Genomic DNA, 25,515 nt, shown 5'->3' with positions numbered 1-25,515 from the left:
GAAATATATTAGTTTGTTTGCAATGTTATTACATAAATGGCTGACCACCTTTGGTCAATATCTGATGCTCATGGGACGTGTATTCTCTCGTCCAGAACGCATGAGGATGTTCCTCAAACAGTATGTCACCGAGATGACCCAATTGGGCATCAACTCTATCGGCATCGTACTCATCATCTCTTTCTTCATTGGCGCCGTCATTTGTATTCAGATGAAACTCAACATCCAGAGTCCTTGGATGCCACGTTGGGTAGCCGGATACACCACCCGCGAGATTCTATTGCTGGAATTTTCAAGCTCTATCATGTGTTTAATTCTGGCAGGAAAGGTTGGCTCCAACATTGCCTCTGAATTAGGAACTATGCGAGTTACCCAACAGATTGACGCACTTGAAATCATGGGCATCAATTCTGCATGTTATCTTATTCTGCCCAAAATCATCGGCATGCTCACCATCATGCCGTTCCTCGTCATATTCTCATCGGCCACAGGTATCATTGGAGCTTATGGCACTGCTTACTTAGGACACATCATCGCGCCCGACGACCTGACATCAGGACTGCAACACGCTTTCATTCCGTGGTTTGTATGGATGAGCATCATCAAAAGCCAGTTCTTTGCGTTCATTATCTCGAGCGTGCCCGCCTTCTGCGGCTACACCGTCGAAGGCGGTAGCGTCAATGTAGGCAAGGCATCTACCGACGCCGTTGTCACCTCAAGCGTACTCATCCTATTCTCCGATGTTTTCCTAACACAGCTACTATCATGATCGAAGTCAAGCATTTATATAAGAGTTTTGAGGACAAAGAAGTCCTTAAGGACATTAATACTGTTTTCGAGGACGGAAAGACAAACCTCATTATCGGCCAAAGTGGTTCCGGCAAGACCGTCCTAATGAAAAATCTTGTCGGATTATTCGAACCAACCAAGGGAGAGATACTATATGACGGCCGTAATTTCGTAAGCATGTCGAAACATGAGAAAGTCATGATGCGACGTGAGATGGGCATGATATTCCAAAGCGCAGCCCTTTTTGACTCGATGACGGTACTTGAGAATGTCATGTTTCCACTCGACATGTTTTCATCAATGACATTTCGAGAGCGTAAGCATCGTGCAAAAGAGTGTTTGGACCGCGTAAATCTTGGTGGTGCCGACGACAAATTCCCTGGCGAAATATCCGGCGGCATGCAGAAGCGCGTAGCCATTGCACGCGCCATTGCCCTCAATCCCAAATATCTGTTTTGCGACGAGCCAAACTCCGGACTCGACCCAAAAACATCGCTGGTTATCGACCAGCTACTACACTCCATCACGCAGGAATACAACATGACGACCATCATCAACACTCATGATATGAACTCCGTCATGGGAATTGGCGAGAATATTATTTTTATTTACGAAGGGAATAAAGAGTGGCAAGGCGTAAGTGCCGACGTCATGGGTTCATCCAATGCCCGCCTAACCGATTTTATATTCGCCAGCGACCTACTAAAAAATATGCGGAAAATCGTCATGGACAATGGTCTGACATTATAAACAAAAAGCGAAAATTACCTAATTATTAAATAAAAAATTCCAAAAAACTTGTGCGATTCAGAATTTTTGTTTACTTTTGCAGCAATAATCGAAATTATAACATCCAATTTTAGCAATTTTATATGAAAAAGGAAATTAAGATTAAGAATCAGGTTGGTGAACTGGAAAAAGTCAATACCTTCATCGAAGAAATCGGTGAAGAATTACAGCTCGACATGGAGCTCCTGATGAACTTGAACCTGGTTATGGAGGAAATGGTTTCTAACGTTATCTTCTATGCTTATCCTGAAGGGAAGACTGCTGACATCGAATTGTCTGCCGAGTGCATTGGCCACACGCTCACTTTCGTACTGAGCGACAAAGGCCGCGAGTTCGATCCTACCATGAAGGAAGATATCGACACCGCTACAGATCCAGCCGATCGCGAGTTGGGCGGTTTGGGTATCTACATCGTAAAGAACATCATGAACGAGGTTACCTACCAGCGTTTGGAAGGCAAGAATCTACTTACTATGAAGAAAGATTTAAACGAAGAAATTTAATAGAACTTTAGATAACACAGAATTATGACACAGATTATCAAAGAAGGTGGAAAAACCATTATTAAGACCGGTTCAAGAATCGACACTATGAATGCCAACCAATTCGAGCAGGACATCCAGCCCGCCTTGAAAGAGGGCGGTGTAGATCTCGAAATGGACTGCACAGAACTTACATACATGGCCAGTTCAGGTCTTCGCATCATCCAGAAGACTATGCGCACAGTGACACAGCTGAAAGGCCAGTTCAAGATAACCAACGTTTCGCCCGAGATCTATAAGATCCTGGCAATGACAGGTTTCACCAAGTTCATGAAGGTTGAACAGAAAAAAGCATAACATATGATCTGGGTGGTTATCATATTACTCTTAGCGCTCCTTGCCATCTGCGTGGTCCTGCAGATGAAAATTAAGCATATCCGCGAACAGGAGGCAGAAAGTAGTCAGTTACTCAATGACTACCAGAAGCGCGTCAACGAGATGGAGAAACTGCTGAAGGACTACCGTTCGCTCGAGCAGAACTTCGACAACGTTGGTCAAGGCTACGAAGAAGCCCTGATGGCCTTCGACAAGATGGAAGAGGAGAAGCAGAAGGTTCTGAAGGTCAAGGAGACCATTGAAAAGCAGGCGAGCGAGGTTATGGCCGCCAAGCAGAAACTTGAGGAAACCATGCTCAAAAAGAAGGATATGATAGAAAAGTATGCCGAGGGACTGAAACAGAAACTCGACTACACTCATCCTAATGCCGGCACCATCGCACTGATGGCCAACCAGATCCTGAATGTCAACGACATCGATATGGAGCAGGCCTTGAACAGCGAGGACAATGTCATGGCTCAAGATATTGCCGCACTGGCAATTCAGGAGTCAGGCATCAGCTCGTTTCAGAAGGCCGAATTCAAATGCCAGATGGTCGAGGAGGCTCAAGCAACTATGGTTTTCACCAGCAGCAAGCATGCTGTACGTGCGTTGGTATGCCTACTCGACAATGCCATGAAATTCACTACTCAGGGCCAGATTATCCTGCTCATCAACATCGAAGGCTCCAACCTCGAATTCTGCGTTGAGGACACTGGAACAGGTGTACTTTCAGAGTATGCCGAGAAGATTTTCGAGCCCTACGTAAAGCTGAACGACTTCTTCGAAGGCAATGGCATCGGTCTAACAGTAGCCCGCAGCATTGCCCGTCGTCTGGGTGGCGACATCAAGCTCGACACCGAGTATCATGGCGGAGCACGTTTTGTATTCTCACTGCCTATCTGATAAAGAGACAACAATACACAAAATCAAGCCCCTCCCTGCCAATCATGACACGAAGGGGCTTGTTCTTTTCTATGCACCGTCCATCTACCCTAAGAAGGGCATGACAGACTCGTGTGCATTTTTAGAAGTTCCACTTAACAGCGAGAGTCGGGTTAATAAAAAATGTTTTACTACTGGTTGGATCGGCATTATAAATGAAGTTATTGCTGATTTCAACCTCGCTACCCAAACTCAGATTATCAGTAACATTGTACCAGAACTGAGGCTCAGAGAGAATAACCAACTGACCATGCCCATTATCTTTCTCGCCTCGCCAGAAATCAATGAAACCCGAGAAAGTACACTTCTTCTGTGCAAAGTTCAATCCCCACACTCCAGTAAGCTGGAACGAGTTGTAAGCATGTGTATCGTGCAGATTCTTAAAGAAGCGCTTGTACATCAACTGCACACCATAAGTCTTCGAGAAGTCGCTACTATGACCATTCCAGGCACCACCCAACAAAGCGGCCTGCTGATAGCTGCCCACATAAGGCGAAGAAGACAAACCGCCATCATACTCGAAATGGGCAGCAAATCCCTGCTTACCAATGTTAATCTCTCGAGAAATCTCGGCATAGGCAGCCATTGTTTCTTTGCGATTTAAATCGAGATCAACGAAATAGAACCACGAACCCCACTTATCGGCCTTAAACTGCTCAAGAGTCAGCGTCACCTTCTGACGGCCAGCCTCCTCATTCGAATAGATGTTACGACCAAAATCATAATGCAACTGCACATTCTGTGCACTAACGCTCATGGCTGCTACAGCCATCAACATCAAACTAAAAAACTTTCTCATCATTATATAATATATTTAAGTACAAAGAATATCGAAAGAATATACATAACAGGCGACACTTCCCTAAAGCGGAAAGAGCAAACCTTAATAAACACATACGACAGGAGACCAAGCACAATGCCATCAGAGATACTTGCTGTAAAAGGCATAGACATAATCAGTATGAAACAAGGCGCCACCTCAGAGAAATCGCTAAAATCAATCTTTGTGATAGTCTTCATCATGAGCGCACCAACCAACACTAATGCCGATGTGGTAGCAGCACCAGGGATAACAAGAAATACCGGTGAGAAGAACAGCGATACAAAGAACAACATTGCAACCGAGAAAGAAGTGAGCCCCGTACGACCACCCTCAGCCACACCTGCCGAGCTCTCCACATAGGTAGTCACAGTCGAAGTACCACACAACGCGCCAGCAGTTGTACCGATAGCATCGGCCATCAGCGCCTTGCTCAAGCCATGAATTTTACCAGTTTTAGGATCTGCCATACCTGCACTGGTAGAAGTACCAATCAGAGTCCCCAGAGTATCGAGCAAATCCATGAATAATAGCGCAAATACAACTACATAGTAGTTAAAGTCGAGCGCGATGAAACGCGAGAAATCAATCTGCAACGCAATTGGCGCAATCGAATCAGGCCAACTCATCAACGAGAAATTCTCTGGCAGATGAGTCACACCAAAAGGTACACCAATGGCAGTAACAAGCAGGATGGTATAGAACAAAGCACCTCGGACATTCTGCGACATGAGCACACCGCCCAAGAGGACACCAAAAGCAGCAAGTACAGAAGTTGCTGTCCACGCCCCTAATGTAGTAACAGTAGCAGCACTTGTCACGATGATGCCACCATTCTTCAAGCCGATATAGGCAATAAAAAGTCCAATACCAACACTAATACTATAACGCAGATTCTGCGGGATAGCATTGACAATAGCCTCGCGTACTCGGAAAATAGTAAGGAGAATAAAGATAACGCCCTCGAAGAGCACCGCAGCCAACGCCTCCTGCCAAGTATACCCCATGGTAAGCACCAGCGTATAGGCGAAGAATGCATTTATACCCATACCTGAAGCAAGTGCGAAAGGCATCTTGGCATAAAAAGCCATGACCAAAGTTGCGACAGCAGCCGAGATGACAGTAGCCGAGAACAGAGCACCTTTATCCATACCAGTCTCACCCATGATCTGTGGATTCACAGCCAGAATGTACGACATCGTAAGGAAGGTGGTAAGACCCGCCAGAACTTCAGTTTTCACAGAATGTTTTTCTGCATCAAATCCCAGTAAAGAAAGAAATTTATTCATCATTTTATAGCTTTATTATTTCACATGCTTTAATTTCTCAACCATCAAACGCGCGGCGTTTTCGGGCGCTTTTTCCGAACCCAACGCGCACCACACTTCGTCATAACCTGCCAACATTCGATCACGCTCCTTACCCGATAAGATTTTACCAAGTTCAGTACGAATATTGTTCACAGAAAAGCTATCGGCCACCAGTTCACGAACCACCTCACGATTGGCAACAAGGTTTACTAACGAAATATATTTCACCTTTAGCAAATGTCGACGCAACCAACCAGCCAATTTAGGCAACGGTGTTTTGTAGCACACTACTTGCGGAACACGAAACAGACACGTTTCGAGTGTGGCAGTACCACTGGTCACCAAGGCAGCATAAGACCTTGAGAGTAGCTGATAGGTCTGGCCAAAAACAATTTTCGCCTGAGTTCCTCGCATAAACTGCTGATAATACTCTGGTTCAATCCCAGGAGCACCAGCCACAACCAACTGGTAAGTATTTTCATAAGGCTTTGCAGCTTCAAGCATGGCGGGCAGGTTATCCTTAATTTCCTGTTTTCTACTGCCTGCCAACAAGGCAACTGTATTCTCAGTCCCCATGCTGTGTTCCTCACTTCTCATAAATTCTCTCACCTCGTCAGCAGTGGGATTACCCACATAATGAATCGGATAATGATGTTTCCCCTCAAAAAACGCCACCTCAAAGGGAAGGATGGAAAAAAGTTCATCTACATCACGTTTGATCTGCTTAATACGATACTCCTTCCACGCCCAGATCTTTGGTGCAATATAATAATACACAGGGAAATCAGTCTGTGATTTCACGAACTTAGCTATCTTCAGATTAAATCCTGGATAATCTACAAGAATTACACAATCAGGTTGCCACGCGACGATATCCTGCTTACACATGCGCATATTTCGGAGAATGGTACGAAGATGTAATAACACAGGCACAAACCCCATATAAGCCAACTCTTTGTAATGCTTTACGCGAGTACCGCCAACAGCCGCCATCAGATCACCACCGAAAAATCTAAAATCAGCATCACTGTCAAATTGTTTCAGAGCACGCATCAGATGAGACGCATGCAAATCACCAGAGGCTTCACCAACTATCAGATAGTACTTCATAACTGCCAGTTTTTAATCTGTTCGATAGCGCGATAGGCGGTAACATCTATTTGAGTTGGCGTAATGGCAATGTAGCCATGCCTAAGTGCCCAGTTATCTGTATCCTCCGCATCGGGTTCATCGTTACGATAATGCCCAACCATCCACCAATAATCGTAGCCACGCGGATGATGGTATTTGGAGCACTCGTTATACCATGTTCCAAACGCCATTCGACACACCTTCACACCAGCGTAAGACTCCACCAAGGGAAAATTCACATTCAGGCAGACTCCTTTTGGCAGACTTTCAGCGAGTACACGCTGTACCACCTCACGAACATAATGCTTCAACGGACTAAAATCGGCATCGGGGCGCTGATCACACAGCGAGAAAGCTACCGAAGGAATATATTTCAGACATCCTTCGATAACAACACCCATCGTGCCACTATAGTGTGTATTTACCGAGGCATTATCACCGTGATTAATACCACCAATAACCATATCAGGCTGACGCTCACAAATATTTGCCAGTGCCATTTTCACACAATCTACTGGTGTGCCATTACAGCTCCACACCTCTACCCCTTCCTCTTTATGTCGTAGATTCAACCGTAGGGGAATACCAGCCGAAAAGGCACACGAGTAACCGCTACGGGCATCATCGGGGGCACAAACGATGATATCTGTGATATCCTTCAGCATTTCCACCAGACAATTGATACCCTTAGCCTGATATCCATCATCATTGGAAATGAGCAATAAAGGTCGTTTAATTTCCATAAAATATCAATGATTTGGCTGCAAAGTTACAAAAATCTCTTAATTCATAACGCCTAATTCTCTTTTTTTTAGTATCTTTGTGGCCAAATTTCTTATTTTTATCAAGATTAATTCAAATCAAATGGGAAAGATTATTGCATTAGCAAACCAAAAAGGCGGTGTAGGTAAGACAACTACAACCATCAACCTGGCAGCATCGCTGGCCACGTTGGAAAAGACCGTATTGGTAGTCGATGCCGACCCTCAGGCCAATGCATCAAGTGGACTGGGTGTTGACATCAAAGATGTAGAATGCTCACTATACGAATGCATTATCAACAAGGCTGATGTACGCGATGCCATCTATACCACCGACATCGACGGGCTGGACATCATACCCAGCCATATTGATTTGGTAGGTGCCGAAATTGAGATGTTAAACCTGAGCGACCGCGAAAAGGTGATTAAGCAGATGCTTGAGCCCATTCGTAATGAGTACGATTTCATACTCATCGACTGTTCGCCATCGCTGGGACTGATAACCGTTAACTCACTCACAGCGGCCAACTCGGTAATCATCCCCGTGCAGTGCGAGTATTTTGCCCTCGAGGGTATCAGTAAACTGCTGAACACCATCAAGATTATCAAGAATAAGTTAAACCCCACACTGGAGATAGAAGGATTCCTGCTAACCATGTACGATTCACGTCTACGTCTGGCCAACCAAATCTACGACGAGGTTAAGCGTCACTTCCAGGAATTGGTATTCAAAACTGTTATCCAGCGCAATGTCAAACTGAGTGAAGCACCAAGTCACGGACTGCCCGTCATCCTTTATGACGCCGACTCTACTGGTGCCAAGAACCACCTGGCTTTGGCTCAGGAAATTATCTATAAGAACAGAAAGTAATTATGGCTGTAAGAAAAAAATACGACCACAATGTTTTAGGTCGCGGATTAGACAACATCGGCACAGGCAGAGGCATGGGGCTCGATGCGCTTATCAACACCAATGATATTAACATCAAAGGCACATCCAACTTGAACGAGATTGCCATTGAACTGATAGAGCCCAACCCCGACCAACCACGCCATGAGTTCGACGAGAACGCCTTGAATGAACTGGCTGCCAGCATACGCGAGATCGGTATCATAACACCAATCACTGTTCGTGAGATGCCCAACGGACATTATCAGATTATTGCCGGCGAGCGCCGCTGGCGCGCCTCGCAAATAGTTGGACTTACATCTATTCCTGCTTACATCAAGACTACTGACGACAAACAGACCATGGAGATGGCCTTGGTAGAAAACATCCAGCGCGAGGATTTGAACGCCATCGAAATAGCGTTGGCCTACCAGCGTCTGTCAGAGTCGACAGGAATGACACAGGAACGTATGTCAGAGCGACTGGGCAAAAGTCGTACATCAATAACCAACTACATGCGTCTACTCAAGTTGCCCGCACAAATACAGATGGCTCTGAAGAACAAAGATATCGACATGGGGCATGCCCGTGCGCTGTTATCCCTTGAAAGTCCATCAGCACAGCTCAAGCTGTTCAAGGACGTACACCGCAACGGTTACTCGGTACGTAAAGTTGAAGAAATGGTACAGCTGGTGAAGAACGGCGAATCATTACAGACCGCTAAGAAATCTGTATCTCCACAGCAGTTACCATTGGAATATAGCATATTACGCGATCGCTTATCGCAAATGTTTAATGTCAAGGTTCAGATGACGTGTTCACCCCAGTCCAAGGGACGTATCACCATCCAGTTTGCTAACGACGAAGAACTGGAGTATATCATGAACGTCTTCGACAAGTTGAAGAAGAAATGAGAGGATTAGGCAAACTGTGTATCACGGCATTGCTCCTCTCGGCTATCGCTCAACGCGCCACCGCACAGGAGGTCCTGGAGAACGATTCGTTAACTCAGGCTATGAATCGCGAGGTGTCGCTTCTGGTTGATTCGGCTCGTCTACCCCAGAAGCCCATCAAGGATATGAGCCTATGGCGCCCAGACCCTAAGCGTGCACTCTGGTTAGCATTGGTCATTCCTGGTGGCGGACAGATTTACAACCGCAAATACTGGAAGCTACCATTGGTTTACGGCGGATTTCTGGGATGTCTGTATGCCATGAATTGGAACAACACCATGTACAAGGACTATTCTCAGGCCTATCTCGACCTGATGGATAACGACCCAGGTACGCAGAGTTACAATCAGTTTCTGCATCTGGGCACACAGATTACAGAGGCAAACATGCCTCGATACAAGCAGCTTTTCAAGCAACGTAAGGACCGTTACCGCCGCTGGCGCGACATGAGTTTCTTTGTACTGGTGGGCGTCTATGCTTTGTCGGTCGTCGATGCCTATGTAGATGCAGAGCTATCTGTATTCGATATATCGAAAGACCTGAGTCTACGCATTGAGCCAACAATACTCGATAATCACTCGTCACGCAATCCACTCGATGCAGGAGCAGTTGGCGTGCAATGCAGTGTAAGATTTTAGAATATGATGATAAAGAACAACATAAAGATTTTAAGTTTCGCAGCGATGTTTTTTACCAGTACATCGTTGACCGCACAAACAGTGATTAACAACCCCGATGACGACGAAGTAGAGGTTGACAGCCTATTCGTCCCCATCGAGGATGAAATCTCTGTACTAGACAAGGAAGGCAACGAGGAATTAATCGAGTTCCCCGAAGCTATGACATTCAATCTCGACAGTCTCCTCAGTTTATATATGTCGAAAGCCTATCTTAGTCCAGGCGACTGTCAGATGAAGGACGAGAACCCCACGTACAGCCCAGAAGAGTATATAGAACGTCTGCGTCGTATGCCAACCGTCATGGAGATGGGGTATAACGATATTGTACAACGCTTTATCGACCGCTATATGGGACGCTTGCGCCATTCAGTCAGTTTTATGCTGGGTGCAGCCAATTTCTACGTACCTATTTTCGAGGAAGCACTTGAAGCCTATCAGGTACCATTGGAATTGAAGTATCTGCCCGTGATTGAGAGTGCCCTTAATCCCAAAGCAGTTTCACGCGTGGGAGCCACTGGCTTATGGCAGTTCATGTTAGGTACAGGTAAACAATACGGACTGGAAGTAAATTCGCTGGTCGACGAACGCCGAGACCCTCTCAGAGCATCGTATGCTGCTGCGCGCTATCTACGCGACCTGTACCGTATCTTTGGCGATTGGAACCTGGTAATTGCTGCTTACAACTGTGGCCCAGGCAACATCAATAAGGCCATACACCGCGCTGGCGGTGAGAAGGACTATTGGCGCCTCTACCCCTACCTGCCCGCAGAAACTCGTGGTTATGTACCAGCTTTTATTGCAGCCAACTATGCCATGACATATTATTGTGAGCACAATATCTGCCCCATGAGTACACGTCTGCCACTACAGACCGATACTGTAGTAGTAAACCGCGATGTACATCTTGAACAGATTGCTGCCGTACTCGAACTGGATATTGAGATGTTACGTTCACTGAACCCTCAGTACCGTCGTGATATTGTACCAGGAAATACCAAGAAATACGCGATCCGACTGCCCATGGCTGATGCCGTGCGATTTATCGACATGCAGGACTCTATCTACAACTACCGTACCAGCGAATTACTGACTAAGCGTTCTGTTGTAGATGTTAACGACGACCAGCCCACTTTCCGCAGCAAAAAGAGTGTACGTCGTGGTCGTACAAGTGCCCGCAAGGCGCGTAATGCGCGCCGAGGCAGAGCTGCTGTATCCAAATCAAAGAAGCGCAGTTCAAAAGGCAGAAGCAGAAGCCGTCGCAGAAGATAACTAATTTTGTTCAAATATGATGGATGTAGAAGAGAAGCAGTTAACCCAGGAGGAAAAAGATGACCAGATGATTAATGCGGCGTTCGAACATTTGTTGAACGACTATATTTCATCGCGCCATCGCAAGAAAGTCGACATCATTACTAAGGCTTTCAACTTTGCACGCCAAGCTCACAAAGGGGTGCGCCGACTATCAGGCGAGCCCTATATCATGCATCCCATTGCCGTGGCACAAATTGCATGCTCAGAGGTGGGACTTGGCTCTACGAGTATCTGCGCCGCTCTACTGCACGACGTAGTAGAAGACACCGACTATACAGTGGAGGACATCTCGAACATCTTTGGCGCCAAGATTGCCCAGATTGTCGACGGACTAACCAAGATTAGTGGTGGCATATTCGGTGAACAAGCCTCTGCACAAGCCGAAAATTTCAAGAAACTGCTACTCACTATGAGCGATGACATTCGCGTCATCATCATCAAGATCTGTGACCGACTACACAATATGCGTACGTTGGATAGCCAGCCAGCCAACAAACAGTATAAGATTGCTGGCGAGACGCTATATATCTACGCCCCTCTGGCCAACCGCCTGGGACTGAACAAAATCAAGACCGAGCTCGAGAATTTGAGCTTCAAATTCGAGCACCCTGACGAATATGCCAACATTGAATCGAAACTGCAACTCTCAAGTGAGGAACGCGACACCCTATTCTCGCAGTTTACCTCACCCATCGAGACAGCCCTGCAACAAATGGGCATCAAATACGAAATAAAGGAGCGCGTCAAGACCCCTTATTCTATCTGGAATAAGATGCAGAACAAACATGTTAGCTTCGAAGAAATCTATGATATTCTGGCAGTACGTATCATCTTCACCCCCAATAACCGTGAAGACGAAGTTAACGAGTGTTTCAAGATTTATGTTGCTATTTCAAAGATATACAAATCCCATCCCGACCGTTTGCGCGATTGGCTTAGTCAGCCAAAGGCCAACGGCTACCAGGCCCTGCATGTCACACTGATGTCGAAAACCGGTCAGTGGATTGAAGTACAGATCCGTTCGGATCGTATGGACGAAATCGCAGAGCAGGGATTTGCTGCCCATTGGAAATATAAAGATGGTATTGAAGAGGAGTACACAGAGGACGAGAATGAGCTTAACGAGTGGTTACGTACAATCAAAGAGATTTTGGACGACCCACAACCTGATGCCATGGACTTCCTCGACACCATCAAATTGAACCTCTTCGCCAGCGAGATATTCGTGTTCACCCCCAAGGGAGAAATCCGGACCCTGCCTGCAGGATGTACCGCACTCGACTTCGCATTCTCCATTCACACCTTCCTGGGTAGCCATTGTATCGGTGCCAAGGTAAACCACAAACTGGTTCCCCTGAGCTATAAGCTACAGAGTGGTGATCAGGTAGAGATTCTTACCTCCAAATCGCAGCATGTCAATGCAGGTTGGATCAACTTCGTATCCACCGCCAAGGCTAAAGCCAAGATTCAGGCCATCCTGCGTCGTGATAACCGCGAAACGCAACGCGAGGGAGAGGACATCTTAAACGAGTTCCTGAAGAAAAATGGTTTTGAACCTACTGTAGCACTGACCGACAAATTAGCCGATTTCCATGAATACACCAAACGTACGGAATTCTTCCAGGCTTTGGGTGAGAAGATTGTGCTACTGGGCGAAAAGGATATCGATGAGTTGAATGGTAAGAACAAGGACGACAACAGCAACTCCGGTTGGCGTAAGTTTGTACCCTTTGTCGGAAAGAAAAAGAAAGAAGAGCATTCTCGTCAGGACTTGTTTATCGTTCCTGAGAAGTTTAACCGCAAAAAGCCCGTCTACATCGCTGAGGAGAATATCAAGCAGTTCAAGTTCATGGGATGTTGCCACCCCATCCCCGGCGACGATGCATTAGGATATATCAACAACAAGAATCAGATAGAAATCCATAAGCGTGCTTGTCCAGTGGCTGCTAAGTTGAAAACCAGCTATGGCAACCGCATCCTTGATATCAAGTGGGACATGCACCGAAAGCTTTATTTCGACGCCACCATCCGTATCAGTGGTATCGACCGTCTGGGCATGCTCAACGAAATCACGCAGGTCATCTCATCGCAGATGAATGTCAATATCCACAAAATCCTCATCACCTGCGAAGAGGGTATTTTTGAAGGAACCATCGAGATGCACGTACACGATCGTGAGAACGTAAAGGCTATCATGGAGAATCTGAAGAAGGTACCCGATCTGAAGGAGATCTCAGAAATTATGTAAAACTACTTTATAAAATGAAAAAACTACTGCTATTACTGGCTATCATGGCCACATCTCAGACCGGATTTTCTGCCGGCAAGTACGACAACCCCGACACCCTTGTGGTATCACGCGATGGAACAGGAGAATTCCGAAACATCGACGATGCCATCGAAGTGTGTCGCGCTTTTATGGACTACCACAAGGTCATCTATGTAAAAAAAGGCACCTACAAGGAAAAGCTCATCATCCCATCATGGCTTCAGAACATTGAAATCTGCGGTGAGGATGCCGAGAAAACCATTATCACTTTTGATGACCATGCCAACATCAAACGTACTGACAATGGCAAGCCCATGGGCACTTTCCGCACTTATACACTGAAGATTGAGGGTAATGCCATCACACTGAAGAATATAACTATCGAGAACAACTCTGCACGTTTGGGCCAGGCCGTAGCACTACATACCGAGGGTGACCGTCTGGTGTTTATCAACTGCAGGTTCGTAGGTCATCAGGACACAGTATACACAGGTACTGCCGGCACACGCCTCTATTTCAAGGACTGCTACATCTGTGGCACCACCGACTTTATCTTCGGTCCTTCAACAGCATGGTTCGAGGGATGCACCATTGAGAGTCTGGTAAATAGCTACGTCACTGCAGCCTCAACTCCTCAGGATCAGCCATTCGGTTATGTGTTCAACAACTGCCGGCTTATTGCAGGCGGTACTGCCGAACAGTGCTACTTAGGTCGCCCTTGGCGTCCGTATGCTTACACGCTATTCATGAATTGTGAGTTGGGCGGACATATCCGCAGCGAAGGTTGGGAAAACTGGCGTAACCCTGAGAACGAGAAGACTACCCGCTATTTAGAATACAACAATCGCGGTGCCGGTGCTCAGCCTCAGCAACGTGTAGCCTGGAGTCATCAGCTCACCAAGAAAGAGGCGACAAAGATTACCCCCCAAGCCGTTTTTAACAGAAACGACGGTTGGAATCCTTGGAAATAACCAACACCTACCGTCCAACACCACTTTACTAATATAATAAGGTATATATATGAAGAAATTACTCCTACTAGTTTTAACCACTCTGCTGTCGGCTACTGTGTCGGCTCAGGAGCGCCCACTGTGGATGCGATTCTGCGCCATCTCCCCCGACGGCAAAACTATCGCTTTCTCGTATAAAGGCGACTTGTACACAGTTCCAGTTTCCGGTGGTACAGCTAAACAGCTCACCAGTAATCCTGCCTATGATTCCAACCCAGTATGGAGTCCTGACGGCAGTAAGATAGCTTTCGTATCTGATCGTGAGGGAGGCGCATTGAACCTCTTTGTCATTTCACGCGACGGCGGTCTGCCTTCACAGATTACTACCAGCAGTCACAGTAAGACGCCACTGGCCTTCAGCGACAACGATCACTTGGTATTCAGCATGGCCGACATGCCAACACAGCAGTCGATTATTCCTGCAATGGCAAAATTTCCACAGCTCTACGAAGTGAGTATCAAGGGCGGACGTCCATACTTGTACTCTGCATTGGCAATGGCCGATATCAATATCAATCGCAAGACTGGCGATGTATTGTATCACAGCATCAAAGGTACCGAAGACCCCTTCCGTAAGCACCATCAATCGCCAGCCTGTCGCGACATTTGGATTTGGTCAAAGGGGAAATACACCAAGCTCACCACCTTCAAGGGTGAGGACCGTACACCTGTTTGGACTCCCGACGGCAAGGGATATTACTACCTGAGCGAGCAGGACGGTACTTTCAATGTATGGAAACGCAGTCTTGACGGTACGCAGACCCAACAGATTACACGTCATAAGACCAACCCTGTACGTTTCCTCACATCGTCTGCCGACGGCACTCTGTGCTACGGTTACGACGGTGAGATCTACACCCTCCGCGAAGGCGGGCAGCCTCAGCGTGTCAACATCAACATTGTCGGCGACCGCTCTGATCGTGATCTGATCCGACAGACACTCACAGGAGGCTGCACCGAGATATGCGCTTCCCCCAACGGTAAGGAGGTTGCCTTTATCGTGCATGGTGATATCTATGTAACTTCGGTCGATTATAAGACCACACGCCGTATCACCGATACACCAGAATTGGAGCGCAACATCACCTTCTCGCCCGACGGTACCCGTCTGGCCTATGCTTCTGAACGTAACGGCTGCTGGAACATCTACCAAACCAGCATCGTCAACAAGAAGGAAGAGAAATTATTCATCTATTCTACCGATTTGAAGGAAGAGCAGCTCACCAAGCATAACCACACATCGTTCTATCCTAAGTATAGCCCCGATGGTAAGGAGATTGCCTTCTTCGAGGATCGTGGTGCTGTACGTATCATTAATCTGTCATCAAAGCAGATCCGTACAGTGATGGATGGAAAGAACCTGTTCTCATACTCTGATGGCGACATTGATTTCGAATGGAGTCCCGATGGCCGCTATCTGCTGTCGAGCTATTACGGCGACGGTGGCTATCACCACGATGACATCGCCTTGCTCGATGCATCCGGCAAAAAGAAACCCTACAACCTCACCAATAGCGGTTATACCGATTTCAATCCTCATTGGGTGATTGGCGGCAAGGCCATGCTGTTCAAGAGCAACCGTAAGGGATATAAGAACCATGGCGGTCATGGCTATCATACTGACTATTACATCATGTTCTTCGACCTCGACGCTTACGAACGTTTCATGATGTCGAAGGAGGAAAAAGCGCTCTACGACAGCGAACAAAAGCAGAAGGGTAATACCAATACACCTTTTGAACTCGATCTGGAGAATGCACGCCAGCGTGTTGTTCGTCTTACTGCGCACTCTACCCGTCTGGGCGATGCTTTCCTTACCACAAAAGGTGATACTCTCTTCTATGAGGCAGCCTACGACGATGGCTATGATTTGTGGAAGTACAACTTACTAACCGACAAAAACGAGTTAATACTCAAAGGTTTAGGACAGGGTAACCTGATGACCGACAAAAAGCGCAAGAACCTATACGTGCTGAGTAAGGGTAACATCAGAAAGATTGATCTTGCCAAAGAAAGCCGTAGCGCCATCGACTTCGAGGCCGACTTCAACTATCGCCCATATGCAGAGCGCGAGTATCTGTTCAATCATATCTGGCGCCAAGTAAGCGATAAGTTCTACCGCGCCGACTTACATGGTGTTGACTGGGCTGGTTATAAGAAGATATATCAGAAATTCCTGCCTCATATCAACAATGAGTACGACTTCCGCGATATGCTGGCCGAAATGCTGGGCGAGCTGAACGCCTCACATACTGGTGCCCGCTACTCTGCCAGCATCAAGTACCGCACAGCATCATTAGGCGTATTCTTCGACCAGAAATACAAGGGTGATGGTCTGAAGATTGCAGAAATCGTGAAAGGTTCGCCCTTAGCTGTCCGCAACACTGGTGTAAAAGCAGGCGACATCATCGAAGCTATCGATGGCACTCTCATCAAGGCTAGCGACGATTTCTATCCTTTGTTGGCAGGCAAGACAGGCAAACAGACACGCCTCACCATCAATGGTCGTAACGTGAATATCAAGCCCATCTCGCTTACTGCTTATAACAATCTGCTTTACGATCGTTGGGTAGAGCGTAACCGCCATCTGGTGGATAGTCTTTCTAAAGGCAAACTGGCTTACGTCCACATCCGTCAGATGAATGGCGACCGTTTCCGTGAGCTCTTCGAGGAATTACTCAACGAAGACAACCGTGAGCGTGATGCTGTGATTGTTGACGAGCGTCATAATGGTGGTGGCTATCTGCACGACGACCTGCGCGTTCTGCTCAGCGGACGTCAGCATTCACACTTCGTAGCCCACGGAAAATATCTGGGTATCGAGCCATCTGCTCAGTGGAACAAGCCTTCATGCGTCGTGATCTGCGAGGACGATTATAGTAATGCCTGCGGTTTCCCACGTCTGTTCCAGGATATGAAGATCGGTAATCTGATTGGTACTCCTATGGCAGGAACATCTACCAGTGTATGGTGGGAAACACTCATCAATGGCATCGTGTTCGGTATTCCACAGGTTGGACGTATCGACGTACGCGGTGACTATGGTGAGAACACACCACTCTACCCTGACATCGAGGTATATAACGCACCTGAGGACTACCTTACCGGTCGCGACCGCCAGTTGGAGCGTGCCGTACAGGAGTTACTCAAGGAAGCTAAGGAGTTCAAAGAAAAAACCAAGGATGAGTTCGGAGGTCATAAGAAATAAATACAAATAATAATCCCCGCCGATTGGCGGGGATTATTATTATGTTCAAGTAGCATTACAACATGTCCAGATGCGATTTGAGTTTCTCAAGTTCTTCACGCACGCCAATCAGCATCTGCAATGCATCAGCCTTCGTCTGCGCACCTTGACGGTTTTTCTGCAACATCTCACGTGCAGCAGATATCTTGAAACCGCGTACTTTTACCAGATTATGGATTAGTCGCACCTGCTCAATATCCTTCTCTTGATACTGACGGATTTTGGCTGGTCCAGAAGTCTTTGGTCTCAGAAACGAAAACTCCTGTTCCCAGTATCGCAGTGTACTCTCATTCAGATCGAACATCTCCGCTACCTCTCTGATAGAGTAATAAAGCTTAAAATTCTTTTTCAGATTCAGTGCCATAATTCAACTATTTTGCCGCAAAGATAAACAATTATATTGAATAAAGAAAAGAATTAAGATTATTTAAATAGGGTTGGCGTTTGCCAACCCTATCAATATACTTAAAGCTTTGCTAACTCAAGCACCTTGTCGACAGCTGCACTCAGGCCGTCGGCGTTCTTACCACCAGCCTGGGCAAAGTGAGGCTGACCGCCACCACCACCCTGGATGAGCTTGGCGGCCTCACGTACCATCTGACCGGCATTCAGTCCGTGGTCGCTTACCATATCATCACTCATCATGATTGAGAGCTGTGGTTTATTATTATCATGAGTACCCAATACACAGAGCAAAGAGCCCTCTACTGCTGCACGGATCTTGAAAGCCAGGTCCTTAGCGGCTGCAGGATTCATGGGGAGAACGGCAGTTACAACCTTAACACCATTCACCTCGCGGGCCTTTTCAACCAGCTGCTTAGCAGCACGCTCTACAGCCTGAGCCTGGAAGGCTTCAATCTCCTTCTTCATTGAGTCGTGTTCCTCAATATACTTCTTGATTACACCCTGCAGGTCCTTGGCATTATTGAAGAATGCCTTGACAGCCTTCAGGATATCCTCAGTCTGATACAGCAGTTCCTCACACTCCTGACCGGTCTTAGCCTCAATACGACGGATACCGGCAGCCACACTGGCTTCTGAAATAATCTTGAAGAAGCCGATGCGACCTGTTGAAGAAGCGTGGATACCACCACAGAACTCACAAGAAGGACCGAAACGAACTACACGAACCTTATCTCCGTACTTCTCGCCAAACAGCGCGATAGCACCTAACTTCTTTGCCTCGTCGAATGGTACGTCACGGTGCTCGTCGATATGGATATCCTGACGGATCATATCGTTCACCATACGCTCTACCTCGCGCAGCTGCTCATCAGTAACCTTCTCGAAGTGTGAGAAGTCGAAACGCAGGGTGTCGGGACTTACAAACGAGCCCTTCTGCTCTACATGGTCACCCAGAATCTGCTTCAGCGCATAATCGAGCAGGTGAGTAGCAGTATGGTTAGCAGCCGAAGCGTTACGCTTGTCGGTATCGACACAGGCCATGAACTGAGCAGCAGGATCCTTTGGCAACTGCTTCACGATGTGAACGCTCTGACCGTTCTCGCGCTTGGTGTCGATGATGCTGACGGTCTCTGCCTCGTTAACGAGAACACCCTGATCACCAACCTGTCCACCCATCTCGCCATAGAATGGTGTGTTATCGAGAACCAGTTCATAGAACTCATTCTTCTTCTGTGTTACCTTACGGTAGCGGAGAATATGGCACTCGTATTCGGTATAATCGTAACCAACAAACTGCTGCTCACCGGCAGCCAGTTCTACCCAGTCACTGTTCTCAACGGCAGCAGCGTTACGAGCACGGTCTTTCTGCTTCTGCATCTCCACATTAAACTGCTCCTCGTTAACGGTGAAGCCGTTCTCACGACAGATAAGTTCTGTGAGGTCGAGTGGGAAACCATAGGTGTCGAACAGACGGAAGGCCTGTACGCCATCGAGCTCAGTTTTACCCTCAGCCTTCAGCTGGCTCATAGCATCACTCAACATACCGATACCCTTTTCAAGCGTGCGCAGGAATGAATCTTCCTCTTCCTTGATAACCTTGGTGATGAGCTGCTGCTGGGCCTTCAACTCTGGGAAGGCATCACCCATCTCAGCTACGAGTGTGGGCACAAGCTTATGCAGGAAACCGTCCTTCTGACCAAGGAAGGTGTAGGCATAGCGTACAGCACGACGCAGAATACGACGAATCACATAGCCAGCCTTAGCGTTTGAAGGCAGCTGACCGTCGGCAATCGAGAAGGCAACGGCACGCAGGTGGTCTGCACAAACGCGCATGGCAACATTGATGTCATCCTGCTCCTTGCTGATGGGATTCTCGGTCTCCTCTTCGAAGGTGAAGTACTTCAGTCCGGTAATCTGCTGCTCGGCCTTGATGATGGGCTGGAACACATCGGTGTCGTAGTTGGAGTGCTTACCCTGCATCATGCGAACCAGACGCTCAAAGCCCATACCAGTATCAATCACGTTCATACCCAGTTTCTCAAGACTACCATCAGCCTTGCGGTTAAACTGCATGAACACCAGGTTCCAGATCTCAATCACCTGTGGGTCGTCCTGGTTCACCAGCTCACGACCGGTCTTGCCGCTGGCAGCCTTCTGCTCAGGTGTACGGCTATCTACATGGATCTCTGAACAGGGACCGCATGGACCTGTGTCACCCATCTCCCAGAAGTTATCGTGCTTATTTCCGTTGATGATGTGGTCCTCGGGCACGTGCTTAGCCCAATATTTAGCGGCCTCATCGTCACGAGGAATATTCTCTTCGGGCGAACCCTCGAATACGGTTACATAGAGATCCTCAGGATTCAGTTTGAGCACATCAACCAGATACTCCCATGCCATATCGATGGCGCCCTCCTTGAAGTAGTCGCCAAAGCTCCAGTTACCGAGCATCTCGAACATGGTGTGATGATAAGTATCGTGTCCTACTTCCTCAAGGTCGTTGTGCTTTCCTGATACGCGCAGGCACTTCTGTGTATCCGCTCGACGGCGTGGCTCTGGATCGCGAGTACCCAGAATGATATCCTTCCATTGGTTCATACCTGCATTCGTAAACATCAGCGTTGGGTCATCCTTGATTACCATAGGTGCTGATGGTACGATAGCGTGCTGCTTCGACTCGAAAAACTTTTTGAATGAGTCGCGAATCTCATTTGCTGTCATCATCTTAATTTGACTATTTTACTATTTACTATTTATCAAATTGTTATTTGGGGTGCAAAGTTACGAATAAACGAGCGAAATACAAAATTTTACCCGCCTTTTTTATTGACTTTCAAAAAAAAATAGTACCTTTGCAGGCAAACTGAAAACCCCGTATTAAAGAATGGACGACGAGATAAAAGAAGTACAAGAGTCGGACCAGCACTCCGACTATAAGCCAAGTAACCGCTTTGATGCCGCAGCGGTTCATCATCTCAGCGGCATGTATCAGAACTGGTTTCTGGATTACGCCAGCTACGTAATCCTGGAGCGTGCCGTACCCCATCTGGGCGACGGTCTGAAACCAGTACAGCGACGCATCCTGCACTCCATGAAGCGCATGGATGACGGACGCTATAACAAGGTGGCCAACATCGTTGGTCACACCATGCAGTTCCACCCACATGGCGACGCCTCTATCGGCGACGCGCTGGTACAGTTGGGTCAGAAGGATCTGCTCATCGACACACAGGGTAACTGGGGTAATATTCTCACTGGTTCAAGCGCAGCTGCACCACGATATATTGAGGCACGACTGAGTAAGTTCGCGCTCGATACGGTATTCAACCCGAAGACTACCGAATGGAAGATGTCGTACGATGGTCGTAACAAGGAGCCTATCACGCTCCCCGTCAAATTTCCATTGTTGTTGGCGCAAGGTGCCGAAGGTATTGCCGTAGGACTGAGTTCCAAGATCCTGCCCCATAACTTCTGCGAAATCTGCGATGCAGCTATCAGCTATCTGCACCAGCAGCCGTTTGCATTGTACCCCGACTTCCCCACCAGCGGTAGCATTGATGTGTCGAAATATAACGACGGTCAGCGTGGTGGCGTCGTTAAGGTACGCGCTAAGATTGAGAAGATAGACCAGAAGACCTTGGTCATCCGTGAGATACCCTTCTCCAAAACCTCAGAAACCCTTCAGGATTCTATCGTAAAAGCTATCGAGAAGGGAAAAATCAAGGCCCGTAAGGTTGAAGACCTGACAGCCGCCGAGGTAGAGATTCAAGTACATCTGGCCCCCGGCGTATCAAGCGATAAGACGATTGACGCCCTCTATGCCTTTACTGATTGCGAGGTAAGCATTTCGCCCAACTGTTGTGTTATTGAGGACAACAAGCCACAGTTCCTCACCATCAGCGATGTGCTGCGCCACTCTGTCGACCGCACCAAGGACCTTATCCGTCAGGAGCTGGAGATCCGTAAGGGCGAACTGTTAGAGCAACTGCATTTCCAGTCGCTGGAGCGTATCTTCATCGAGGAACGCATCTATAAGGACAAGAAATTCGAACAGGCACCTAATGTTGATGCTGTCTGCGAACATATCGACGAGCGATTGACCCCCTACTACCCACAGTTCATCCGCGAGGTAACGAAGGACGATATCCTGAAACTGCTTGAAATCAAGATGCAGCGCATCCTGAAGTTCAACAAGGATAAGGCCGACGAACTCATGGCACGTCTGAAGGCTGAAATCGAAGAGATTGACCGCGATCTGGCCAACCTGGTAGAGGTGACAGCCAACTGGTTTCAGTTCCTCAAGGACAAGTACGGCAAGGATCATCCACGTCTGACCGAGATCCGCAACTTCGACACCATCGAAGCCTCGAAGGTGGCCGAGGCCAACCAGAAGCTCTACATCAACCGCAATGACGGCTTCATCGGTACCGGTTTGAAGAAAGACGAGTTTGTTTGCAACTGTTCTGACCTCGACGATGTCATCATCTTCTACAAGGATGGTAAATACAAGATTGTACGTATCGCCGAGAAACTGTTCGTGGGCAAGAATATCCTGTATGTCAACGTGTTCAAGAAGAACGATCAGCGCACCATCTATAATGCCGTCTACCGCGACGGCAAGAAGGGACCGTACTATATCAAGCGTTTCAATGTGACCAGTATGACCCGCGACAAGGAATACGACCTGACGCAGGGCACCGACGGCTCACGCGTGATGTATTTCACTGCCAATCCGAACGGCGAGGCCGAGATCATCAAGGTCACACTCGATCCTTCACAGAACATCAAACGTGTATTCCTGGTAAAAGACTTCTCCGAAGTGCTCATCAAGGGACGCGCCTCAAAGGGTAATCTGCTCACGAAATATCAGGTAACCCGTATCGGATTGAAGAGTCATGGGCACTCCACACTGGGCGGCCGCAAGGTATGGTTCGACCCCGATGTGAACCGTCTGAACTACGATGATCACGGACAGATGTTAGGCGAGTTCTACGACGACGACCAGATTCTGGTCATCCTTACCAACGGCGACTATTATCTGAGTAACTTCGACTTGAACAACCACTACGAATCCAATATCCTGCGCATCGAGAAGTACGATGCCGACAAGGTCTGGACAGCAATTCTCTACGATGCCGACAACCAGGGTTACCCCTATCTGAAGCGTTTCCAGATGGATGCCTCGAAGAAGAAGCAGAACTGGCTGAGCGACAATCCGTCATCACAGCTCATCCTGCTCACGGATACGCCATTCCCCCGCTTGTTAGTCACCTATGGTGGTGTCGACGCCTTCCGCGGCAGCGAGGAGATTGATGCCGAGCAGTTCATTGCGGTGAAAGGTTTCAAAGCCAAAGGTAAGCGCCTCACCACCTACCAGTTGGAGAATATCGAGGAGCTGGAGCCTACCCGATTCCCCGAGCCGGTATCAGAACCGAAAGAGGACGAGGGTGAAGAAGAAGAAAGCCTCGACCCCGACGCCGGAAAATCAGAGCAACAGGTACGCGATGAGATTACCGGCCAGCTAAATCTATTTGATAATGAGGATTTTAAATAGTATCGTATTTATTTTGTGCGTTGCGGCTTCTACCGCAACCGCACAGAATAGAACGCACCTCATCGGCGCGGGCCCATCACGTCTGCTCGACACTTACCTCACCCCCGAACACTTCAGCGGCACGGGATTTACCTATCTCTACATCCGCGACACCGCACCCACCGACACTATCCGTCGCTGGACCACCACCTACGAACACGAGACTGACTTCTCGAATACCAAGGATCGCAGTGGGAACACAGGACTCATAGAGGGTGCATACCACTTCTACTGGGCGCGTTACTATAACTTCTCGCCCATCAAAGACCTACGTCTGCAGGTAGGTGCCGCAGCCAATGCCAGTATTGGGTTTATCTACAACATGACCAGCAGCAACAATCCTGCACAGGCACGGGCATCGCTGAACATCACGCCGAGTGCTACTGCCAACTACCGCTTTCATATCCGTAAGCAGCGTTTCACCGCACGCTACGAACTCAACCTGCCATTGGTAGGCATCATGTTCAGCCCCAACTACGGTCAGAGCTATTATGAGATCTTCCAATTAGGCAACTACGATCATAACGCAGTGCCTACCACTTTCATCTCTGCTCCCACCTTCCGCCAGATGCTCTCTGTCGATTGGCACTACAGCACCCACTGGGCACTCCGTGCGGGCTATCTGGGCAACTACCAGCAGAGCAGAGTGAACAACCTCAAGAACCACATCTACACACACCGGTTTCTCATCGGTCTCACCCGCAGCCTATGAAAAAGTATATCCTTCTGTTCTTCTGTCTGATCAGTTTCTGTGCATGCGTGGATGAAGACGAATTTCCCGACACCCCGCAGGGCAACTTCGAGGCTCTTTGGCAGATTCTCGATGAGCACTATTGCTTCTTCGATTATAAGGCTATCGACTGGGATGCCATCCATGAGACATATAAGGTACGCGCGAACGACAACATCAATCGCGAACAGCTCTTTGAAGTGATGGCCGATATGCTCAGCCAACTGCGCGACGGTCATGTCAACCTCTACACCGCCTTCGACAACGGCCGCTACTGGAGCTGGTACGAAGACTACCCTACCAACTTCAGCGACTCATTGCAACGCCGATACTTAGGGACCGACTACCGTATTGCCTCCGGACTGCGTTATAAGATTCTCGACGACAACATCGGCTATGTGTATTACGGCAGCTTTACCAGTCCCATCGGCGAGAGCAATCTCGATGAGGTTATCGATCATCTGATGTTTTGTCAGGGCATGATTCTCGACATCCGTGGTAACGGTGGCGGCACCCTCACCACTGCCGAACAGTTAGCAGCACGCTTCTGTTTTGAGAAAACACTGGTAGGCTATATCCAGCATAAAACCGGAAAAGGACACAACGAGTTCTCGGCCGAAGAGCCGCAATACATCGAACCGTCGAGCAACCTGCGCTGGCAGAAGCCTGTGATATTGCTCACCAACCGAGGCGTGTTTAGCGCTGCCAACGAGTTTACAAAATATATGAAGTGCATGCCGCAAGTCAAGGTGGTGGGCGACCGGACCGGCGGAGGCAGTGGACTGCCCTTCACGGCTACACTTCCCAATGGCTGGACGGTGCGCTTCTCGGCTTGTCCCAGCTACGACCGCAACCACCAGCAGACAGAATTCGGCATTGCCCCCGACTACCAAGTAGGTCTTACAACCGAAGATTTCGTCAAAGGGCGCGACACAATCATAGAATTTGCCAGAAAACTTTTGGCGGAATAAAAAAAAAGTATTATCTTTGCACCCGCAATTCAATCAAATTGCGAATTGACTAACG

Annotated in this window: 21 protein-coding genes; 15 read left to right on the top strand and 6 right to left on the bottom strand. The window is 47.9% G+C overall.

What is annotated here, in order from left to right; all coding sequences use genetic code 11:
- Positions 1 to 22: 22 nt before the first annotated feature.
- From T491_RS0102525 to T491_RS0102505, 5 genes are all read left to right on the top strand, one after another.
- Entirely contained in the window at positions 23 to 769 is a 747-nt protein-coding gene (locus tag T491_RS0102525; RefSeq protein ID WP_028902476.1) for an ABC transporter permease, read from the top strand.
- Complete coding sequence (locus T491_RS0102520) at positions 766 to 1,539, top strand: ABC transporter ATP-binding protein (protein ID WP_028902475.1); 774 nt, start codon at positions 766 to 768, stop codon at positions 1,537 to 1,539. Before T491_RS0102525 ends, T491_RS0102520 begins: the two co-directional genes overlap by 4 nt.
- A 122-nt stretch (positions 1,540 to 1,661) precedes the next feature.
- The gene (locus T491_RS0102515; protein ID WP_028902474.1) at positions 1,662 to 2,081 is read left to right on the top strand and encodes an ATP-binding protein; all 420 of its coding nucleotides are present in this window, start codon (positions 1,662 to 1,664) and stop codon (positions 2,079 to 2,081) included.
- A 24-nt stretch (positions 2,082 to 2,105) separates the two neighbouring features.
- Positions 2,106 to 2,417 carry an STAS domain-containing protein gene (locus tag T491_RS0102510; RefSeq protein WP_028902473.1) on the top strand — a complete coding sequence of 104 codons (312 nt, stop codon included), beginning with the start codon at positions 2,106 to 2,108 and terminating at the stop codon, positions 2,415 to 2,417.
- A 3-nt stretch (positions 2,418 to 2,420) separates the two neighbouring features.
- Positions 2,421 to 3,341 (top strand): sensor histidine kinase KdpD, encoded by a 921-nt coding sequence (locus tag T491_RS0102505; RefSeq protein WP_081773205.1) that lies wholly within the window; start codon positions 2,421 to 2,423, stop codon positions 3,339 to 3,341.
- 121 nt (positions 3,342 to 3,462) lie between these two features.
- Here T491_RS0102505 and T491_RS0102500 read toward each other — a convergent pair whose 3' ends face one another.
- The 4 genes from T491_RS0102500 to surE are packed head-to-tail and all read right to left on the bottom strand — an operon-like array spanning position 3,463 to position 7,384.
- Positions 3,463 to 4,179, bottom strand: coding sequence for a DUF5020 family protein (locus tag T491_RS0102500; RefSeq protein WP_028902471.1), 717 nt, complete (start codon positions 4,177 to 4,179; stop codon positions 3,463 to 3,465).
- A gap of 2 nt (positions 4,180 to 4,181) precedes the next feature.
- Positions 4,182 to 5,489 (bottom strand): NCS2 family permease, encoded by a 1,308-nt coding sequence (locus T491_RS0102495; RefSeq protein ID WP_028902470.1) that lies wholly within the window; start codon positions 5,487 to 5,489, stop codon positions 4,182 to 4,184.
- A gap of 15 nt (positions 5,490 to 5,504) precedes the next feature.
- Positions 5,505 to 6,620: a lipid-A-disaccharide synthase gene (gene lpxB, locus T491_RS0102490; protein WP_028902469.1), complete on the bottom strand. Its 1,116-nt coding sequence runs from the start codon at positions 6,618 to 6,620 to the stop codon at positions 5,505 to 5,507.
- Complete coding sequence (surE, locus tag T491_RS0102485; RefSeq protein WP_028902468.1) at positions 6,617 to 7,384, bottom strand: 5'/3'-nucleotidase SurE; 768 nt, start codon at positions 7,382 to 7,384, stop codon at positions 6,617 to 6,619. Before surE ends, lpxB begins: the two co-directional genes overlap by 4 nt.
- Before the next feature lie 121 nt (positions 7,385 to 7,505).
- Here surE and T491_RS0102480 point away from each other — a divergent pair, with 121 nt between their 5' ends.
- From T491_RS0102480 to T491_RS0102450, 7 genes are read left to right on the top strand one after another with little or no spacing between them, the layout of a single operon-like run.
- Positions 7,506 to 8,273, top strand: coding sequence for a ParA family protein (locus T491_RS0102480; protein ID WP_028902467.1), 768 nt, complete (start codon positions 7,506 to 7,508; stop codon positions 8,271 to 8,273).
- 2 nt (positions 8,274 to 8,275) lie between these two features.
- Positions 8,276 to 9,205 (top strand): ParB/RepB/Spo0J family partition protein, encoded by a 930-nt coding sequence (locus T491_RS0102475; RefSeq protein ID WP_028902466.1) that lies wholly within the window; start codon positions 8,276 to 8,278, stop codon positions 9,203 to 9,205.
- Complete coding sequence (locus tag T491_RS0102470) at positions 9,202 to 9,882, top strand: DUF5683 domain-containing protein (RefSeq protein ID WP_028902465.1); 681 nt, start codon at positions 9,202 to 9,204, stop codon at positions 9,880 to 9,882. The genes T491_RS0102475 and T491_RS0102470 overlap by 4 nt, the downstream gene beginning before the upstream one ends.
- Positions 9,883 to 9,885: 3 nt before the next feature.
- Positions 9,886 to 11,193 carry a lytic transglycosylase domain-containing protein gene (locus tag T491_RS15510; protein WP_081773204.1) on the top strand — a complete coding sequence of 436 codons (1,308 nt, stop codon included), beginning with the start codon at positions 9,886 to 9,888 and terminating at the stop codon, positions 11,191 to 11,193.
- A gap of 16 nt (positions 11,194 to 11,209) precedes the next feature.
- On the top strand, positions 11,210 to 13,483 hold the full coding sequence (locus T491_RS0102460) for a RelA/SpoT family protein (RefSeq protein ID WP_028902464.1): 2,274 nt from the start codon (positions 11,210 to 11,212) through the stop codon (positions 13,481 to 13,483).
- Positions 13,484 to 13,497: 14 nt separating this feature from the next.
- Entirely contained in the window at positions 13,498 to 14,475 is a 978-nt protein-coding gene (locus tag T491_RS0102455; protein WP_028902463.1) for a pectinesterase family protein, read from the top strand.
- Positions 14,476 to 14,524: 49 nt separating this feature from the next.
- Positions 14,525 to 17,722 carry a DPP IV N-terminal domain-containing protein gene (locus T491_RS0102450; RefSeq protein ID WP_028902462.1) on the top strand — a complete coding sequence of 1,066 codons (3,198 nt, stop codon included), beginning with the start codon at positions 14,525 to 14,527 and terminating at the stop codon, positions 17,720 to 17,722.
- A 55-nt stretch (positions 17,723 to 17,777) separates the two neighbouring features.
- Here T491_RS0102450 and T491_RS0102445 read toward each other — a convergent pair whose 3' ends face one another.
- Entirely contained in the window at positions 17,778 to 18,125 is a 348-nt protein-coding gene (locus T491_RS0102445) for a MerR family transcriptional regulator (RefSeq protein WP_028902461.1), read from the bottom strand.
- 101 nt (positions 18,126 to 18,226) lie between these two features.
- A complete protein-coding gene (gene alaS, locus T491_RS0102440) occupies positions 18,227 to 20,890 on the bottom strand; it encodes an alanine--tRNA ligase (RefSeq protein WP_028902460.1) in 2,664 nt (887 codons plus the stop codon).
- A gap of 160 nt (positions 20,891 to 21,050) precedes the next feature.
- Here alaS and T491_RS0102435 point away from each other — a divergent pair, with 160 nt between their 5' ends.
- The 3 genes from T491_RS0102435 to T491_RS0102425 are packed head-to-tail and all read left to right on the top strand — an operon-like array spanning position 21,051 to position 25,460.
- Positions 21,051 to 23,720, top strand: coding sequence for a DNA gyrase/topoisomerase IV subunit A (locus T491_RS0102435; protein WP_028902459.1), 2,670 nt, complete (start codon positions 21,051 to 21,053; stop codon positions 23,718 to 23,720).
- Entirely contained in the window at positions 23,704 to 24,471 is a 768-nt protein-coding gene (locus T491_RS0102430; RefSeq protein WP_036915164.1) for a DUF3316 domain-containing protein, read from the top strand. Before T491_RS0102435 ends, T491_RS0102430 begins: the two co-directional genes overlap by 17 nt.
- A complete protein-coding gene (locus T491_RS0102425) occupies positions 24,468 to 25,460 on the top strand; it encodes a S41 family peptidase (RefSeq protein WP_028902457.1) in 993 nt (330 codons plus the stop codon). Before T491_RS0102430 ends, T491_RS0102425 begins: the two co-directional genes overlap by 4 nt.
- The last annotated feature ends 55 nt before the right edge of the window (positions 25,461 to 25,515 follow it).

Source organism: Prevotella sp. P6B4 (assembly GCF_000619985.1).
GTDB lineage: Bacteria > Bacteroidota > Bacteroidia > Bacteroidales > Bacteroidaceae > Prevotella.
The sequence above is the reverse complement of the archived record's forward strand: the minus strand, read 5'-3'. Positions and strand labels throughout refer to the sequence as shown.

Excerpts from the sequence above, each read along its gene's own strand:
- T491_RS0102450 (WP_028902462.1), top strand. The coding sequence starts at position 14,525 with ATGAAGAAATTACTCCTACTAGTTTTAACCACTCTGCTGTCGGCTACT.
- T491_RS0102495 (WP_028902470.1), bottom strand. The coding sequence starts at position 5,489 with ATGAATAAATTTCTTTCTTTACTGGGATTTGATGCAGAAAAACATTCT.
- T491_RS0102470 (WP_028902465.1), top strand. The coding sequence starts at position 9,202 with ATGAGAGGATTAGGCAAACTGTGTATCACGGCATTGCTCCTCTCGGCT.
- T491_RS0102500 (WP_028902471.1), bottom strand. The coding sequence starts at position 4,179 with ATGAGAAAGTTTTTTAGTTTGATGTTGATGGCTGTAGCAGCCATGAGC.
- T491_RS0102505 (WP_081773205.1), top strand. The coding sequence starts at position 2,421 with ATGATCTGGGTGGTTATCATATTACTCTTAGCGCTCCTTGCCATCTGC.
- T491_RS0102460 (WP_028902464.1), top strand. The coding sequence starts at position 11,210 with ATGATGGATGTAGAAGAGAAGCAGTTAACCCAGGAGGAAAAAGATGAC.
- alaS (WP_028902460.1), bottom strand. The coding sequence starts at position 20,890 with ATGATGACAGCAAATGAGATTCGCGACTCATTCAAAAAGTTTTTCGAG.
- lpxB (WP_028902469.1), bottom strand. The coding sequence starts at position 6,620 with ATGAAGTACTATCTGATAGTTGGTGAAGCCTCTGGTGATTTGCATGCG.
- T491_RS0102515 (WP_028902474.1), top strand. The coding sequence starts at position 1,662 with ATGAAAAAGGAAATTAAGATTAAGAATCAGGTTGGTGAACTGGAAAAA.
- T491_RS0102445 (WP_028902461.1), bottom strand. The coding sequence starts at position 18,125 with ATGGCACTGAATCTGAAAAAGAATTTTAAGCTTTATTACTCTATCAGA.
- T491_RS0102525 (WP_028902476.1), top strand. The coding sequence starts at position 23 with ATGTTATTACATAAATGGCTGACCACCTTTGGTCAATATCTGATGCTC.
- T491_RS0102520 (WP_028902475.1), top strand. The coding sequence starts at position 766 with ATGATCGAAGTCAAGCATTTATATAAGAGTTTTGAGGACAAAGAAGTC.
- surE (WP_028902468.1), bottom strand. The coding sequence starts at position 7,384 with ATGGAAATTAAACGACCTTTATTGCTCATTTCCAATGATGATGGATAT.
- T491_RS15510 (WP_081773204.1), top strand. The coding sequence starts at position 9,886 with ATGATGATAAAGAACAACATAAAGATTTTAAGTTTCGCAGCGATGTTT.
- T491_RS0102425 (WP_028902457.1), top strand. The coding sequence starts at position 24,468 with ATGAAAAAGTATATCCTTCTGTTCTTCTGTCTGATCAGTTTCTGTGCA.
- T491_RS0102430 (WP_036915164.1), top strand. The coding sequence starts at position 23,704 with ATGAGGATTTTAAATAGTATCGTATTTATTTTGTGCGTTGCGGCTTCT.
- T491_RS0102510 (WP_028902473.1), top strand. The coding sequence starts at position 2,106 with ATGACACAGATTATCAAAGAAGGTGGAAAAACCATTATTAAGACCGGT.
- T491_RS0102480 (WP_028902467.1), top strand. The coding sequence starts at position 7,506 with ATGGGAAAGATTATTGCATTAGCAAACCAAAAAGGCGGTGTAGGTAAG.
- T491_RS0102455 (WP_028902463.1), top strand. The coding sequence starts at position 13,498 with ATGAAAAAACTACTGCTATTACTGGCTATCATGGCCACATCTCAGACC.
- T491_RS0102435 (WP_028902459.1), top strand. The coding sequence starts at position 21,051 with ATGGACGACGAGATAAAAGAAGTACAAGAGTCGGACCAGCACTCCGAC.
- T491_RS0102475 (WP_028902466.1), top strand. The coding sequence starts at position 8,276 with ATGGCTGTAAGAAAAAAATACGACCACAATGTTTTAGGTCGCGGATTA.